The organism is Acetivibrio mesophilus (assembly GCF_004102745.1).
Classification (GTDB): domain Bacteria; phylum Bacillota; class Clostridia; order Acetivibrionales; family Acetivibrionaceae; genus Hungateiclostridium; species Hungateiclostridium mesophilum.
In genome coordinates this window covers 1-17,747 of sequence record NZ_RLII01000041.1, presented here as the reverse complement: position 1 = coordinate 17,747, position 17,747 = coordinate 1, and the positions used below count along the sequence as shown (strand labels likewise).

The window sequence follows — 17,747 nt, the reverse complement described above, 5'->3', positions numbered from 1 at the left end:
CAGGCAGGACTAGCAAGTATTTGCGGCTGAATGCTGAAGGAAGAAGAATATCGGAAAGCCGTATGCGGGAAAACCGCACGTACGGTTTGATGAGGGGGCGGTGGCAATCCCACTGCTCTACTCTATCTAGAAAGTAAAGCTCGGAAAGTATTGAAAATACTGGGTTTCATAAAATGAAGTAAATCTGTCAACTCGACTTAAACCCTCGATATGGGTACATGGAAACATATCGAGGGTGTTTTTTTGTGGTAAAAATGAGTCTGAAATTAGGTAGGGGTGAGTGGACAGAATAGATAAATTAGTAGGGTTGAGAAGACAGGATGGATGTAACATTCTATACACCTGAGATTATAGCATAGGATTTAGAAGGATTTGGAGTAAGAATTATTGAATACAAATCAAAAATCATGCGAACGTAAAGAAAATGTTTGCAATATGATGATGCTAATGATATTATGTAATTATACATACATAGAGGTGATTATGATGGCAATTAGTTATAAAAAACTTTGGAAGCTTCTTATTGATAGAGATATGAAAAAGAAAGACTTGCAGAAACTTGCAGGCATTAGTTCTGCTACGATAACAAAGCTTGGCAAAAACGAAAATGTTAGTACAGAAATAATTCAAAAAATCTGTATAGCGTTGGAATGTGACGTCTGTGATATCATGGAAATGGATACCAAACGGAATTAGTATTTATTATTGTGAAATATCAATCAAATGGAGGCTTGTTTAATGATAAATATAAGAAAATTAGAATCAGAATTATGGGAATCTGCGGATCTCTTACGTCAAGGTTCTAAACTAAGTTCTCAAGAATATTGCATGCCGGTTCTTGGTTTAATCTTTTTGCGTTATGCATATAGCCGGTTTAAATATGTAGAGGCAGAAATACTAAAAGACCGTCCTGTACGTAATGGTCGTGTACTTCCCGTTGAGTCAAGTGATTTTAAGCAAAAAAGCGCTATTTTTTTACCTGAAAAGGCTCGATATGATTATCTGCTCAATTTGCCAGACGATGCTGATTGTGGGAAAGCAGTCAATGAAGCTATGGAGCTTATTGAGGCAGAGAGTACTCAATTGAAAGGAATATTACCTAAAACATATACTTCTTTTAGAAATGATTTGTTGAAAGAATTGTTGCGTATTTTTAACAATAGTGCATTAAACGAAATCAACGATGATATCCTCGGTCGTATTTATGAGTATTTCTTAAATAAGTTTGCTTCAGCTATCGCATCGGATGATGGAGTTTTCTTTACACCTAAATCTTTAGTAAAGATGATTGTGAATATAATTGAGCCAACTCATGGGATAGTGTTGGATCCTGCCTGTGGCAGTGGTGGAATGTTTGTTTCTTCCAGCGACTTTGTTAATGCTGAAGGAATCAATGCTAATTCTGTAATGACTTTTTATGGACAAGAAAAAGTAGAGTTTAATGCGAAGTTATGTATCATGAATATGGCTGTACATGGTCTGAATGCAAAGATCAAATCTGGTGATGAGGCTAACAGCTTCTATCATGATGCTCATAATCTGGAAGGGCGCTGCGATTATGTAATGGCTAATCCTCCATTTAATGTAGATAAAGTAAAAGCAGAATCTACTCAGAATGCAGGACGCTTACCTTTTGGGTTGCCGGGAGTAAATCAGAAAAAGGAAGTCTCTAACGCTAATTATCTTTGGATTTCATATTTCTATGCATATTTAAATGATAGCGGACGAGCTGGCTTTGTTATGGCTGCTTCTGCTACAGATAGCGGCAATAAGGATCGAGAAATAAGAAAACAGCTTATTCAGACCGGGCATGTAGACTGTTTAATGTCAGTGGCTAATAATTTTTTTTACAAGGTTTCATTACCTTGCTCCCTGTGGTTCTTTGATAAGGGGAAGAAAGAAGAATTAAAGGATAAAGTTCTTTTCATAGATTCTCGTAATTACTATACTGTAGTGGATCGAACACTCAATGAGTGGAGTGAATGGCAGATGAAAAACCTAAATGCTATAGTCTGGCTCTATCGTGGAGAAAAGGGAAAGTACGCAAAATTATTACAGGATTATTGGACTCAAATTATCAATGATTGTAAAGAACTCGATACTGAGTTTGAAAGTGTGTCGGTATTGTTGAAAGGCTATGGCGAGAAACTTAAACCATTACGAGTTCAGATTTTAGATATCATAAAAAATGCAAAGGATATTAACCAGCTGTTGCCACTGAATGATTTGTTGAAAAAGTATACTACAGAACTTAATGCTTCGTTAAAAGCTCTTTGTGAGTACGGTGATGGATTGGAGAAGGATGAAGCTAAGGAGTTTGCTAAAACCATCGATGAAACCGCAACAACTTGGGACCGTTTCAAGAAATCTGTTTCTAGTCGCATTGAGGAAGTAGTATCTCAAATTAAAGCATGCCGCACAGTTATAAAAGAAGCAAAGTGGCTCACTGAAAAATTCAGAGACGGCACATATACCGATGTTCTGGGACTTTGTAAAGTTGCAACTATAGATGAAATAGAAGAAAAGAACTGGAGCCTTACTCCGGGTGCATATGTGGGAGTAGCTCCTGTAGAAGAAGATGATGAAAACTTTGAAGAAAGAATGACTGAAATTCATAAGGAACTCTTAACATTACAGTCAGAGGCAAACCAGTTAATGGATACAATTTCAGCGAATTTTGAGGAGCTGGGGATATGAAGTGGACAAATTACAGATTGGGTGATTTAATTGAGATAAAGCACGGATATGCGTTTAGCGGTACTTATATAACTCAAGAGGATAATGGAATAGTTCTTGTGACTCCTGGTAATTTTAGAATTGGTGGAGGATTTCAAGAAGAAAAATGTAAATTTTTCAATGGGGATGTACCAGAAGAGTATATTCTAAGACCTGGTGATTTAATTGTTACAATGACCGATTTAAGTAAGAATACAGATACTTTGGGATATAGTGCATTGGTACCAAAGTCAAGTAGGACTTACCTTCATAATCAACGGATTGGTTTAGTAAAAATGAAAACTGATTGTGTTGATTATAAGTTTTTATATTGGTTGATGAGAACACATACTTATCAACGGACTATTGCAAACTCTGCAACTGGAGCCACTGTTAAGCATACTTCACCAACAAAAATTTATGAATACCAATTCAATGCACCTGAGAAAAATGTACAGAAAAAAATAGCTGGTATTCTTTCTGCCTATGATGATTTAATAGAAAATAACCAAAAGCAGATTAAGTTACTGGAAGAAGCAGCTATGCGGTTGTATGAAGAATGGTTTGTAAATCTTCGATTCCCTGGTCATGAAAACACTAAGATAGTAGATGGTCTTCCGGAGGGGTGGAGCCGAAAAAAACTTATTGATATAGCTGAAATTACAATGGGGCAGAGTCCAAAATCAGAATACTATAATGATAGACAACAAGGTTTACCCTTCCATCAAGGTGTTACAAATTATGGTTATCGATTTGTAATTGATGAAACATATTCTACGAGTTACACACGTATTGCAGAAGCGGGAAGTATTTTGTTCAGCGTACGTGCACCGGTAGGGCGAATGAATATTACAAAAAATAAAATTGTTATTGGTCGTGGATTAGCAGCGATTAATCATAGAGAAGGTTTGCAGAGTTTTCTTTTCTATATGCTTAAGAACCGATTCTATAAAGACGATCTAATTGGAAACGGAGCAATATATGCTTCAATAACAAAAGCAGCTTTGCATTCACAAGAATTTCTAATACCTTGTGATAATTTAGCTAATGAGTTCAATAACGTTGCGAAAAGTATTGATCAGCAGATAACCAATGCTGATCGACAGATTATTTTATTGCAACAAGCCCGTGATAAGCTTCTTTCCAAACTTATGAACGGCGATATTGAGGTATAGGAGGGGATATAATGCCAAAGGATTTAACAAGCTCACATATAGATAGGCAAAATATATTAAATAATGAACTCGCTTTGATTGAGATTAAGAAAAAATCAAATTTCAAAGGAATTCTATGGGATGAAGAGCTTATGTTTACGCGTGAAATGGCTTCTGAACTTTTTGAAGTAGATATCCGAACTATAGGACGCTATATTGAGCGATATAATGATGAACTTACACAGAATGGCTATCAAGTATTAAGAGGAAAAAAACTTAAGGATTTCTTGCATGCTATGCAAATGAGTTTTGGTAAGGACATTAATGTCCCTACCAAAATTACAGTTCTTGGAGTTTTTAATTTTCGGTCCTTGTTGAACCTTGCAATGTTACTTTCTGAGAGTGAGAAAGCCAAAATTTTACGTCGAATGATGCTAGATATCGTTATTGATCTAATAAATAAAAAAACAGGTGGATCGACTAAGTATATTAATCAAAGGGATAAAGATTTTATTTCTGCTTATCTACAGGAGGAAAATTACCGGAGACAATTTACAGATGCTTTGAAGAATTATGTAGAGGACAACCGCTATAAATACGCTCATTTTACTGACCTTATATATGTTAGTATATTTAAAGAAAAAGCTAAGGAATACAAAAAAATACTTGATTTAAAAGCTAGTGATAAAGTGCGTGATACTTTCTATAGTGAAATTCTAGATATTATTGCAGCATATGAATGTGGATTAGCTGATGCTATTAAGGAAGAGTATGTTAAGCAAGGACGCAAATTATCTTGTAGGGAAGTTGAAAGTATACTTGAAAAATTTGAAAATATGGCTTTATGGAAACCTTTGATTCATCGTGGTCGAATTAAGATGGCCAGCCGAGATATGGCTCTTCGAGATGCATTTCATTATCAACTATCAGAATATATTCAACCACTAGATAAAGATGAATATGAAAAGTTTTTAGGAGCAGCAGGTGAAGAGTTAGAGCGTTTGATGCAAGAGAATAAAGATGTCTTGAAGCGCTTAAAGGAGCGTGAATAAATGGAAGGGATTATTTATTTAACGCTCGATCAGGCAGTAGCAACACATAAAAAAACTGTTCAGTATAGTGGCGGTGGGGTTTTAGGTCATTATGACTTAGGTAGGCTAGATAGTGTTTTACAAAATATTCGAAATGATGATTATTATCCTACATTTGCAGACAAATTAACACATTTGTTCTTTTGTACTTGTAAATTTCATTGCTTTGAAGATGGGAATAAGCGTTTAGCGATTACTCTTTGTGCTCATTTTTTATTGTTAAACGGATATATGGCAGTTGCTAAGCGTTTTTTCGAAGTTACGGAGAATGTCAGTTATCATGTAGCGGCTGGAAAGATTAATAAAGACCTTCTACATAGAATTATGGAAGCTATTATGGATAATACATATGATACGGATGAGGGATTAAAACTTGATATCTATAATGCTATTCGTTAGGAGGGGTACATATGAGCTGGGAATATTCTGAAAATATATTAGTGCAAAATAGTGCAGGAAACCTGCTTCAAGATGAATTAGGATGGGATGTTCAGTTTGCTTATAATAAGGAGGTCCTTGGTGAGAATGGTACTTTCGGGCGTAAAAGTTATAAAGAAATTGTTTTTACCAGATACCTTCGTAAGGCACTGTTTGAAAATAACGACTGGCTAATTGAAGAATATTGTGATTCTGCTATTAAAACACTTCTTGCTTATACATCCTCTAGTAGCTTAATGCAGATTAATCGCGAAAAATATGGGATGCTTCGAGATGGCATTCCTATAAAAGTTAAGAAAGCTAACGGCGATCAGGAGGATAGGTTGGTCCGGGTGTTTAATTTCTCTGATCCTGAAAAGAACCATTTTCTTGCTGTAAAGGAGATGAAGATTCACGGTGATTTATATCGTCGCAGAACCGATATTGTTGGCTTTGTGAATGGCATTCCACTGCTTTTTATAGAGTTGAAAAAGCAAAATGTAGATGTACAGGATGCCTACACCTGCAATTACACTGACTATTTAGATACCATTCCCCAGCTATTTCATTTCAATGCCTTTGTTATGTTGTCCAATGGCTTGGAATCCAAAGTAGGTACTTTGGGTAGTAAATACGAATTTTTTAATGATTGGAAACGTCTACATGAAGATGATAGCGGCTCTGTGGAACTGGCAACCATGCTGAGAGGTATTTGTAATAAGAAAAACTTTATGGATTTATTTGAAAACTTTATACTTTTTGATACTTCTGGTGGTACAACGGCAAAAATTATGGCAAGAAACCATCAGTTTCTTGGTGTTAACGAAGCTGTTGAATCTTATAAGAATCGAAAGCTAAACAATGGTAAACTGGGTGTTTTCTGGCATACTCAGGGTAGCGGGAAAAGTTATTCCATGGTATTTCTTGCACAAAAAATTCGTCGAAAATTTGCAGGCTCCCCGACCTTTGTTATTCTGACAGACCGAGAAGAGCTGAATAAGCAAATCAGTGATACCTTTGAAGCCTGTGGTTTACTTGGTACTACTAAAGCAAAACAGTTTATTGCTACTAGTGGTGAAGATTTAATTCAGAAGTTAAAAGGAAATCCAAGCTTTATCTTTACGTTGATACATAAGTTTAATAAACCAGATGAACCACCAATTATTCCTGATCACGACATTATAATCTTATCTGATGAAGCTCATCGTACACAGAATGGTATATTTGCTGATAATATGTGTACATTGCTTCCTACAGCTTCCCGTATAGGATTTACAGGTACACCGCTGTTCGCTTACGACAATATTACCGAAAGAACATTTGGTGGCTATGTTTCCATTTATGATTTCAAGCGTGCTGTAGATGATGGAGCGACAGTTCCTCTTTATTATGAGAATAGAGCCGATCTACTGGAGATAGACAATCCTGAAATTAATGATGTACTACTAGATGCAATAGAACAGGCTGATCTGGATGTTAATCAGCAGGCTAAACTAGAACAGGAACTAGCTAAGGACATACATGTCCTTACCAGTGAAAAACGTTTGGATACCATTGCAAAGGATTTTGTAGAGCATTACTCTGAGTTGTGGACAACGGGCAAAGCCATGTTTGTTTGTATCAATAAAGTAACTGCAGTTCGAATGTTTAATTTAGCTCAGAAATATTGGGAGCTAAAAATAAAAGAAATTGAATCTTCGCTGTCTGGAGCCACACAGCAGGAATACATGGAAATCAGCCGTAGGCTAGAGTGGATGAAAAACACAGAAATGGCGGTTATTATCAGCCAGGAACAAAATGAAGTAACTACTTTTGAAAAATGGGGACTGGATATTAAACCCCATCGTAGCAAAATGGAAAAACGAGAAATGGACAAGGAATTTAAGGATCCTGATAATCCATTTCGAATAGTATTTGTTTGCGCTATGTGGCTGACAGGATTTGATGTGAAATGCCTTTCTACAATCTATTTGGATAAGCCATTAAAGGCACATACCTTAATGCAAACCATCGCACGAGCGAATCGTGTTTATGAAGGAAAAAGCAATGGTCTAATTGTTGATTATGTTGGTGTTGTTAAAGCGTTGAGGAAGGCTTTGGCTGATTATACAAAAACTAAAGGCGGAGCTGATGGATCTGATCCTGCTCCTGATAAAGCAGAATTGATTGCTCGTATCATTGCATTAACCAATGATATCATCGACTACATGAAACAGCATGGTTTTAATTTGTCAGCTCTTGTTCAGGCAGTTGACTTTGACAAGTTGGCCTTGGTTCAAGAGGGAGCCAATGCCATGTGCGTTTCAGAGGAAGTGAAGAAACGTTTTGAAGTTATGGCTAGGGAATTATTCAAACTGTTTAAGTATCTCGAAAAACAAGAAGTCACAGATCAGTACCGAGCTTATAAAAATGCTATCAGTGCAGTTTATGACCAGATGCAGGAAAAAAGGAAGCATTCGGATAATACAGATTTAATGATTCAGCTGCACAATATAGTTAGTGAATATATCAAAGTTGTTAAGCTACCAGAGCATGTAAACGAAGATGATAGTGGATACTTAGTTGAAAGTCGCCGCTTTGATATTAGCCACATTGACTTTGAACGCTTGCAGCAGGAATTTGCACGTGTTAAGAACAAGAATCTTCTTATGAAAGATTTACAGGAGCTTATCAATGACAGGTTGGATAATATGATGAAACGCAACCCATCACGTATTAACTATTATGAACGATATCAGAAAATTATTGAGGAGTACAATGCTGAACAGGACAAAGCTGCCATAGAGAAAACATTTATTGATTTAACTAATTTCGTAAATGACCTGGATGATGAGGAAAAAAGATACGTACGGGAAGGATTTAACAATGACGAAGAATTGGCTATGTACGATTTGCTTTTAAAGGACTCGCTTACTCCGGCAGAGATTAAAAAGGTTAAAAAGCTTGCCAAGGTATTGTTGGAACGAATCAAGGATAAAATCAGTGAATTGGATCATTGGACAGAAAAGGAAGAGACTCAGGCAGCAGTCGATATACTTATCAGAGATACCCTATGGAGTGAACTACCTGATAGTTACGATGATAGATTATTAAATGAATATCGCCGAAAGATTTATGAGTTTGTATATACTACTTATCCGGCAGCATAGAGACAGTTAATAAAGGTTCAGTGTTTTAATAAATACAAAAGTTCATAATCAGTGAAGAAAAGAAAGATATGGTCGCGATGGAGATATAGGCTATATAAAGGATGTATTGACGCTAACTTTGAAGTCAAAATTTAAAAGGAAGGGGTGAATAGGGTTGCAGAATCTAAAACCTTTTATTGACGATTTTTCTAAAGCGTTAAGAGAAAATAATGCAGCTATTTTTGCTGGAGCAGGACTTTCCAGTGGAGCAGGGTTTGTGAATTGGACAGAACTACTCCGAAGTGTTGCGGAAGAGCTTCATTTAAAGGTAGAAAAAGAACAACATGATCTAATCTCTCTTGCTCAGTATTATTGCAATGAACATAGTGGAAGAGGTAGGTTAAATCAGATTATTATTGATGAATTTCAAAGATGTGCTTCTATTACTGAGAACCATAGGATTTTAGCCAGGTTGCCTATTACGACATATTGGACAACAAATTATGACACCTTAATTGAAACAGCACTTAGAGAAAACGGTAAAAATCCTGATGTAAAAATTGATCCGGAAAATCTTGCAATTACGTTAAGTGACAGAGATGCGGTTATTTATAAAATGCATGGTGATGTCAGTCAAGTTCATAAGGCAGTTATAACACGGGATGATTATGAAAAATATGAGCTAACGCATTCGTTGTTCACTACTGCATTACAAGGTGACCTGGTATCAAAGACATTCTTGTTTATAGGATTCAGTTTTAATGATCCAAACTTAAACTATATCCTTAGCCGTATAAGAATAAGGCTTGAGGGAAATCAACGTCCTCATTATTGTTTTCTAAAAAAAATAGTTGAAACAGATTTTGACAATAAAGAGGATTATGATTATGCAAGGATTAAGCAGGAACTTCAGATAAATGATTTGAAAAGATTTTCGATTAAAACCATATTAGTTAATGAGTACCAAGAAATAACTAATATTTTAAGAAAGATTGAAAAATCTTTCAGAAAAAATAGTATCTTTATATCTGGAAGTGCTGAAGACTACGGTGCAATGTCTGAGGACATTGCAAAAGAACTCTTGCATGGCTTAAGTTATGAACTGGTGAAAAGTGATTACACAATCATTTCTGGATTCGGTCTAGGCGTAGGGAGTTATGTGATTAATGGTGCGCTTGATTGTTTACAATCAGAAAAGAAAAAAAGAATTGAAAACAACTTAATTTTAAGACCATTTCCACAAAAAGCAAGTGGTGAAAAGTCACTTCCTGACCTATGGGATTTTTATAGACGGAACATAATTTCTGAATCTGGTATAGCGATTTTTTTATTTAGCAATAAAATGGTTGACGGGAAGATTGTCAATGCCGATGGCGTGAGAAAGGAATTTGAAATAGCGAAATCAATGGGATTAAATGTAATTCCAGTAGGGGCAACAGGTTTTCAAGCTAGGGTTTTATGGGAAGAAGTAATGAATGACTTTTCAAGGTATTATTCTGATGAACAAGTATTTAAGCCATTGTTTGAAATCCTTGGGAATTCTTTGATACCACATGAAATTATTAGTACTATACTTAAAATAATAGATGAGTTAAGGAGGAGAATTTAGATGGCTAAGAGAGTTTTTTTCAGCTTTCATTATCAAGATGTAATTGATTTTCGTGCAAACGTGGTTCGAAATCATAAAACAACAAAACATGAAGGCGCAGGTTATTTTGATGCTTCTATATGGGAAGATGCGAAGAAAGAAAGCGATTTAGCATTAAAACGCTTAATCAATAGCGAACTTAAAAATACATCAGTTACAGCTGTTTTAATAGGTTCTGAAACATACTCAAGAAGATGGGTTAGATATGAAATCATGAAAAGTCTGGAAAAAGGAAATTTGTTATTGGGCATTCATATTAATTCCATAGCAGGTAAAGATCAAAAAACAAAAAAATTGAGGCCTAATCCATTTGACTATCTTGCAATTGAATTTAGCAATGACGGTCAAAAACTTAATTTGCTAGAATATAAAAATGGGAAATGGGTCAAATATACCGATCTTGATGGATGGAGAATAAGCGGTATTCAACAGTCTGAATGGGGGAAAGCTTATCAATTGTCAAAGTATTTCAAGGTTTATGATTGGGTTGCTGATGATGGGTATAATAATTTTGATAAATGGATCGAATAAATCCGTCTGATGGTGAAGATGATCGGTTTATAAACGAATATACATATTGTATTTTAATCACATAAACTCTTTTACTGCAGTGAATAAATAACTAATAATAGAAATGAGGACCAATCATGAACAAGCGGCGCTTGTCCATGATTGGTTTTATTTCTTTATCATAAAAATTAATCTTCTGTTGAAGAGGAGGTGATGCCTATGATTGTGCCGCTATAGATGTTCGTTCCTAAAACAAAACCAAAGGAGGAAATCAAAAATGATTGGAATCGAGCAGTACCAAAAAATCCAGGAGTACAAAGCACTTGGACTTGCCCAGACAAAAACCGCAAAAGCGCTGGAAATAACCTATTCTTCTGTCAGCAAATACTGGAATATGAGTAAAGAGGATTATGCTAGGGAAGCTGAAAAGGAAAGGTACCACATGGATAACTACCGTCAGTACATACTGGAACAGTTGAAATTATGCCCACAAATCCGCGATACCAATATTTTTCTCAAATTGATGGAAGCCTTTCCCGATTTACAAGTTAAACGAGCTACATTCTATCGCTATATGAAAGCATTGAGGGAAACAGCACGGGTACCAGCATGCAAGTAAAAGAAAAACTTTGCCTCGTGATATCTCGCCACCGGGATATGAAGCACAGGCTGATTTTGGTCAATACAAACTTAAGGATATGTATGGACGAACTGTACGGGTATATTTCTTTTGCATGGTGTTAAGTTATAGCAGAATGAAATATGTTTATTTTTCACCTGATCCTTTCACGACCCAAACAGCCATAAAAGCTCATAACTATGCATTTCAATATTTTGGAGGAAGACCACAGACAATTCTATATGATCTTGATAGGGTCTATGTGGTTAGCGAAAATCTAGGTAATATTATATTTGTACCGGCCTTTGAAGAATATGTAAAGCGTATCGGCTACAGTGTTTCATTATGCAGGCCAAGAGATCCTCAGAGTAAAGGTAAGGTAGAAGAGGTAATTGGATATGTTAAGCAAAGTTTTCTGGAGGGGAGGGTATATACCGGAATTGACAGTCTTAACAGTGCAGCACTTGCATGGTTGGATAGAGAAGGCAACGGGAGAGTTCATACTGTGACTAGAAAAGTGCCACGAGATATGTTTATTGAAGAACAAAAACAGCTTTTTCATGTTAAACCATATTCAGAGGTATCAAGTACTGTAGCATCCTTTGATTCCAATGGAGTGGTCAGCTATAAAGGGAATCGTTATCAGATTGATGTCGGTGTGATGGATGCACATCAACGCATACGTATAGAGGATGATGGTAAAATACTTCTATTTTATGATACCGATACTAATGAATTATTAGCTAAGTATCCAGTAACAGAAGATACTGGACAGATATTCAAAGCTGAGGGAAAAAACAACAGAAACAGGGTTTCTCATGCTCTTATAAAACAATATTTTGCAGAGCATGAAATCGCTCAGGAATTTATACGGCGGATGGAACAAGAACAACCAAAATATTTTAATAGCCATTGCATTCGCTTAAATCGCATGACGAAGTTTTATTCGATGGAGCAAATGCTTGATGGGATAAGATACTGTATTGAGACTGAACGCTGCAATGCCTATGAACTTTTGGCTTACATAATGTATAAGCATGGTGAGCAGATAGCAAAGAAGTTCTTACCAAATCAACAGTATTTCAACCATCTGACACGTAGCAAGGAGATAAGGAGGGAAATCGATGGCTGATATAACTGAAATCCGCGAGTTGGCTAAGAAGCTAAATCTATGGAATATTGCCAGGGGATATATTGATTTGAATGATGAGAAACTGTCCAACCTAGATTATCTTCAAATGATATTAGAAAAAGAACTAGAGATACGAGCCAGACAAAAACAGATCAAGCAAAGAAGGGCAAGCAAACTTCCCAACAAAGTATTTGATGCATCGAATTTAAACAAAGGTTTGGAATGGCAAATTAAACAATTATCCCATCTGACGTGGCTCAATGAAGAACAAAACGTTATTCTACTTGGTAAATGCGGGACAGGCAAAACTAGTCTTGCAGTTCATCTTGGAGAAACAGCGATCGACAAGGGACATAAAACTTACTATGCACCCATTGATGTTTTTATATATATTGTAGAGAACAAAGATATAAACCCAAAAGCAGGCGCAACCTTCTCCTATATGCGGGAATGCGACTTGATTATTATTGATGATGTATTTTATCTAGAACCAACCAGGTCAGAGTTGCAGGCTTTTTATCGAGCAGTTACCTTTCTTAATGAAACAAGAAGTATCATTTTTATTACCAATCGAGAAATATCTACATGGTTATATGTAGTGGAAGACAAACATCTTTGTCAGACTCTGTTAGACAGAATAACAGCCAATTGTCAGCTCATTCGCTTGACTGACAGATAAATTAAAATACTCACCTCTTTTCTAGAAAAGGGTTAATACTCAAATTTGAAAACTATGCCGATTAACGGCTTTAAATAGATGCAAAAAATCTCATGAAAACTAAAGAATTACTTAACTTTTGAGATTATCTGCAGTTTCTGGGGTAGGGGGGTCTAAATCTCTACCACTTTTTGCCCCGGAAACGGGCGTGGGGTAACGCGTGAAAATTCGCGGTTTCAAACAGTGCGGCGAAATATACCGTAGAGTTCATTGGAATAACAGAGGTAAAAAATCGATTGTTTGGAGATGCGTCAGTAGACTTGAGAATACAGGGTTAACTTGTCATTCCCGAACCGTACTGGAGGATATGATAGGTATTGCTACGGTGGAGGCAATTAATAAACTAATAGGGCAAAAGGATGGCTTTTTAACTATTTTAAAGGAAAATATAGAAACAGTGATAAGTGAAACGGACAATAATATTGTTTCCGAGATAGATAAAAAGCTAGAGGAATTACAAAAAGACCTTTTGAGACTGGCCAATTCCAAAGAAGATTATAACGATATAGCTGATGAGATTTACAGGCTCAGAGAGGAAAGGCATAAGGCTTTAGCAGAAGAAGCTGGCAAAAAAGGTTCCAAGCAAAGACTAGAAGAGATGGAAAAATTCCTAAATGAACAATCCACACTCCTTGAGAAGTATGACGAGCAACTAGTAAGGAGACTTATAGAAAAGGTAACGATATTTGATGAAAAGCTGACCATTGAATTTAAATCTGGTGTAGAAGTAGATGTATAAACATAACCTTCATGAATGACCGCCATTCAGGAGATATATTCTCTTGATTGGTGGTTTTCTTCTTATTGACTGAAATTGGAAAAAGGCATATAATCTTATTAACAATGTTGTTGATATTGTTATTGATAAGGAGATGACAACATGGGTGATGTTAATGAGTTACTAGAACAAGCTATTAAGGAAACTGAAAATTTGAATGAAGGTGAAGTCTTTCTTGTTAAAGACCTGTTCAAGGGTTATGTATGGAATAGAATACCCAGAAAGGATCGACTTCTGCTTGGGACTTTATTTTTAAACTACGTAAATAAAATGGAAGGTAATATAAAGGCTATTGAAAAGACCTCATCTAACCAGCAGAGGTATCAGAAGGTTTGAGGATATAGCAAAACTATTATGAAGGGCAATAAAAAACTATTAATTATATTAGGGTGTATGGGGTGGATGCTTTGCTTAATTTAAGGCAATTAGTAGATGACTTTTTCTTGTTTATTCAGTCTAAGAGTATTGAAATTTATAATGAGTTTAGCCTCCAGCATGAGCTGGGGATATTCCTACGTGAAAAGCTTCCGGACTATCGTATTCAATTTGAAAGGAATGTGTCTTATTTTTTAATAAATAGTAAGACTATTAAAAAGGAAATTGATATATCGATTTTTAATGATGATAAATCTGAAAGATATGCGATTGAACTTAAACATCCCTTAAATGGGCAGTATCCTGAACAGATGTATTCATTTGTTAAGGATGTGAAGTTTATGGAGCAATTAAAGGAAAATGGTTTTACGAAAACAGCTGTAGTAGTACTTGTATCGGACAGGCCTTTTTATGAAGGACGAAGTAATCAAGGAATATATAAATATTTTAGAAACGAGTACATGGTCTATGGAGATGTTCTTAAACCAACTGGAGCAATGAAGGGAAAAGAATTTATATCTCTAAAAGGTACATATAACTTTTCATGGAAATCAGCTGGAAATAATAAAAAGTATTTTATGATAGAGGTTTAGGAGGGTGGGCTATGTTTTTAATTGATAAAGAGAAAAATGAAGCGATATCCATAAGTAAAAAAACATTTCAAGAACTAGAATTTAAGGAAAGAAAACACCTCCAGGAATGGATAAGTAAAAATACAGATATTCTTGGTGAAAGGCTATTAATAATACAGAAAGAATTTAGTGGATTTGATGATACAAAAGAACGATTAGATTTATTAGCTTTGGATGAGAGCGGTAACCTTGTTATTATTGAAAATAAATTAGATGATAGTGGAAGGGATGTTGTATGGCAAGCTCTTAAATATGCATCCTATTGCTCTAGTCTTACAAAAAATGATATAAAAGATATTTTTCAAAAATATCTAGATGCACAAGGGGAAAAAGAACATTCAGAAAAACTTATATGTGATTTTCTAGAAACAGAAGATTTTAGTGAAATAGAATTAAATAGTGATGACCAAAGAATTATAATGATTGCTGCAAACTTTAGAAAGGAAGTAACCTCAACTGCTATGTGGTTATTAGACCATAATATAAAAATAAAATGTATTAAGGTTACTCCTTATGAATTAAATGGCCAAGTGCTCCTTGATACGGAGCAAATTATTCCTATTGTAGATGCAGAAGATTACTTGATAAAAATAGCGAATAAAAAACAAGAGGAATTAATAAATCGGGAGAAAAAACAAACTAGACACACTATTAGGGTAGAGTTTTGGACACAGCTACTTCAAGAAATGAATGAAAAATCTGATCTATTCAAAAATATTAGTCCCTCAAAAGATAACTGGATAGGATGCGGTAGTGGGTACAGCGGTCTAGCTTATAATTTTGTAATCACAAGCAACTATGCAAGGATCGAACTTTGGATTAACAAAGGAGCACAAGAAGATAATAAGGAGATTTTTGATAGTATATATAAATTTAAAGGTGAGATAGAATCCTCTTTTGGCGATCAACTTGACTGGCAAAGGCGAGATGATGGTAAAGGAAGTAGGATAGCATATTGGCTAAGAGATGTAAATGTATTTAACGAAGAAGATTGGCCTGAAATGATTAATTTCTTAACTTCAAATATGGTTAAATTTGAAATAGCTATGAAAAAAGTTCTGCGTAGTGTATTTAAGAAATAGAAAGGATAAAATTATGTAGCGAGTCTCAGAGGGGAGCGAGATGTTTTGAAAAATCTATTATTAGGCAATGGTATTAATATTCAATTCGGTGGGGTTGCATATAGTAGTAGTTTTATTATGAAGAGAATAAAATATCAAGCTAAACTAGATCGTTATGATGAGCTGTTTGGAAACAAATTAACAGGAACTGAAATAGTAAATTTATTAGAAAATTTTGTTGAAGAAGCTAATAACATTCGTGAAGGAGTATATGACGATTTAGCTACTGATAGTGATACCTTAGATGCTTTAAAAGATTTTAAATATCGTTACAATACAACAATAAAAAATTCGCATGATATAATGCTCGAAGATTGGTTTTTTGTTGTTCATATGTTTTTCTTAAAGAATTTCGATTTAGAGGAACACAGAATATCTGCAATGCAGGGATTTGAGCATCTAATACTTGATGCAATCTATAACAGTGGTAAAATCCAAGAAATATATAAAGAAATGAAAAAGTATAAAAAAGTTAAGCGTTTCTTTAATTCCTTTGATAATATATATACCTTGAATTATGATAATAATATTGAGAATTTAACTCAGAAAAAAGTATATCACCTCCACGGTGATTTTTCAGTATTTGCAAATAGTGAAAATGAAAGTAATGTTTTAGGGTATATCAGAAAAAAGGCAGGAGAAACAGTTGTTCTTGATAATATGAAACACTGCTTTTGTAATGCTCTCTTAAATTATAGTGGCAAACTAAAATATAAAGTAATAACTGACAGTCATCGTTTGATTGTAGAAGCTGATAATTTTGCTGATAGATATGCGAATGATATTATATTTAAACAAGAATTAGAAAGATTAAAAGAAGAAAAACCTTTAGAATACAGCATGATCATGACCAAGATATCACACCCGGAATTGAATATGGCAACAGAGTACTATTTTGATAGTTTTAGCAAAATAGAAGGAGAATTAACCATTATTGGTATGTCTCCTAATAACGATGCACATATTTTTGATGCCATCTTAAGTAATAAGAAACTATCAAAAGTGATTTTCTATTATTATGACGAGAAGGACAGAGCGTTTATCGAGACTTATTTTCCAAAGAGGCTATTTCAATGTGAAAAAGTAGATGCATTATGGACGAGATTAGATTGCAAAAGAAAGACTTATAATTGCAATTATAAATTGCCATATGAACATTTAGATAAATTTATAGAAATATTTAATGCCTTATCGGATGATTTTGTTTCCTTGGAGACTATTATAAAGGAAGTAAATAAGATTCCACAATTTGAAATGAAACGTCTATGCCAGTTGGTGAAGATAGATATGCATAAAAGGAATCCCTTCCATACTACAACAGATGAGAAAGAATTTCTGCAACAAAATGCGAGTATAAGCTATATTGCATTACAAGAAGGAATACTACCATCTGTACTATATATGATTTGCATAATGAATTTTGAATATATTAAAGAAATGGCTTAAGCGTAGAATGGTTTATATATTTTGTGTTGATATGTTCCCGCCTACCGATAGTGCAAAAAGTGCCTTTGACTTGTTTCCGACTACCGACAATGTAAAAGACATCAATCCACCCCGCTCGTTGCACGTAGAGTGCGTAGTATTGATGTGTGCGTCCAGCAAAGCTGGCAAATGCTAACAGGTGAAAGTCCTGTAGTGGTAAAGGTAGGGCAGCCACTTAGTCAGTAACCAGCGTATGGAGTAATTCATGCGTTGAAGCGTTACGG

Annotated in this window: 16 protein-coding genes; all 16 read left to right on the top strand. The window is 35.1% G+C overall.

Features of this window, described 5'->3' with window-relative positions; translation table 11 throughout:
• The first annotated feature begins 486 nt into the window (after window positions 1–486).
• Entirely contained in the window at window positions 487–696 is a 210-nt protein-coding gene (locus tag EFD62_RS16220) for a helix-turn-helix domain-containing protein (protein ID WP_058259153.1), read from the top strand.
• Window positions 697–738: 42 nt separating this feature from the next.
• Window positions 739–2,697 (top strand): type I restriction-modification system subunit M, encoded by a 1,959-nt coding sequence (locus EFD62_RS16215; RefSeq protein ID WP_128706506.1) that lies wholly within the window; start codon window positions 739–741, stop codon window positions 2,695–2,697.
• A complete protein-coding gene (locus tag EFD62_RS16210) occupies window positions 2,694–3,890 on the top strand; it encodes a restriction endonuclease subunit S (RefSeq protein WP_128706505.1) in 1,197 nt (398 codons plus the stop codon). The genes EFD62_RS16215 and EFD62_RS16210 overlap by 4 nt, the downstream gene beginning before the upstream one ends.
• Before the next feature lie 11 nt (window positions 3,891–3,901).
• Window positions 3,902–4,921 carry a DNA-binding protein gene (locus tag EFD62_RS16205; RefSeq protein ID WP_128706504.1) on the top strand — a complete coding sequence of 340 codons (1,020 nt, stop codon included), beginning with the start codon at window positions 3,902–3,904 and terminating at the stop codon, window positions 4,919–4,921.
• Window positions 4,922–5,359: a Fic family protein gene (locus EFD62_RS16200; RefSeq protein ID WP_128706503.1), complete on the top strand. Its 438-nt coding sequence runs from the start codon at window positions 4,922–4,924 to the stop codon at window positions 5,357–5,359.
• Window positions 5,360–5,370: 11 nt separating this feature from the next.
• Window positions 5,371–8,526, top strand: a complete 3,156-nt coding sequence (locus tag EFD62_RS16195; protein ID WP_128706502.1) for a type I restriction endonuclease subunit R — start codon at window positions 5,371–5,373, stop codon at window positions 8,524–8,526.
• 154 nt (window positions 8,527–8,680) lie between these two features.
• Complete coding sequence (locus EFD62_RS16190) at window positions 8,681–10,114, top strand: SIR2 family protein (RefSeq protein WP_128706501.1); 1,434 nt, start codon at window positions 8,681–8,683, stop codon at window positions 10,112–10,114.
• Window positions 10,115–10,684 (top strand): TIR domain-containing protein, encoded by a 570-nt coding sequence (locus EFD62_RS16185; protein WP_128706500.1) that lies wholly within the window; start codon window positions 10,115–10,117, stop codon window positions 10,682–10,684. It begins immediately after the preceding gene.
• 256 nt (window positions 10,685–10,940) lie between these two features.
• Window positions 10,941–11,282: a hypothetical protein gene (locus EFD62_RS18130; protein ID WP_235832686.1), complete on the top strand. Its 342-nt coding sequence runs from the start codon at window positions 10,941–10,943 to the stop codon at window positions 11,280–11,282.
• 10 nt (window positions 11,283–11,292) lie between these two features.
• On the top strand, window positions 11,293–12,414 hold the full coding sequence (locus tag EFD62_RS16180) for a DDE-type integrase/transposase/recombinase (protein WP_235832685.1): 1,122 nt from the start codon (window positions 11,293–11,295) through the stop codon (window positions 12,412–12,414).
• On the top strand, window positions 12,407–13,093 hold the full coding sequence (locus EFD62_RS16175; protein ID WP_069194795.1) for an ATP-binding protein: 687 nt from the start codon (window positions 12,407–12,409) through the stop codon (window positions 13,091–13,093). Before EFD62_RS16180 ends, EFD62_RS16175 begins: the two co-directional genes overlap by 8 nt.
• 199 nt (window positions 13,094–13,292) lie before the next feature.
• Window positions 13,293–13,871: a zinc ribbon domain-containing protein gene (locus tag EFD62_RS16170; protein ID WP_083225173.1), complete on the top strand. Its 579-nt coding sequence runs from the start codon at window positions 13,293–13,295 to the stop codon at window positions 13,869–13,871.
• 141 nt (window positions 13,872–14,012) lie between these two features.
• Complete coding sequence (locus EFD62_RS16165) at window positions 14,013–14,246, top strand: single-stranded DNA-binding protein (RefSeq protein WP_036175045.1); 234 nt, start codon at window positions 14,013–14,015, stop codon at window positions 14,244–14,246.
• Between the two features lie 62 nt (window positions 14,247–14,308).
• A complete protein-coding gene (locus tag EFD62_RS16160) occupies window positions 14,309–14,878 on the top strand; it encodes a hypothetical protein (protein WP_069194794.1) in 570 nt (189 codons plus the stop codon).
• A gap of 11 nt (window positions 14,879–14,889) precedes the next feature.
• The gene (locus tag EFD62_RS16155) at window positions 14,890–15,999 is read left to right on the top strand and encodes a DUF4268 domain-containing protein (protein ID WP_069194793.1); all 1,110 of its coding nucleotides are present in this window, start codon (window positions 14,890–14,892) and stop codon (window positions 15,997–15,999) included.
• A 45-nt stretch (window positions 16,000–16,044) separates the two neighbouring features.
• Window positions 16,045–17,484, top strand: a complete 1,440-nt coding sequence (locus EFD62_RS16150) for a hypothetical protein (protein WP_069194792.1) — start codon at window positions 16,045–16,047, stop codon at window positions 17,482–17,484.
• Window positions 17,485–17,747: the final 263 nt, after the last annotated feature.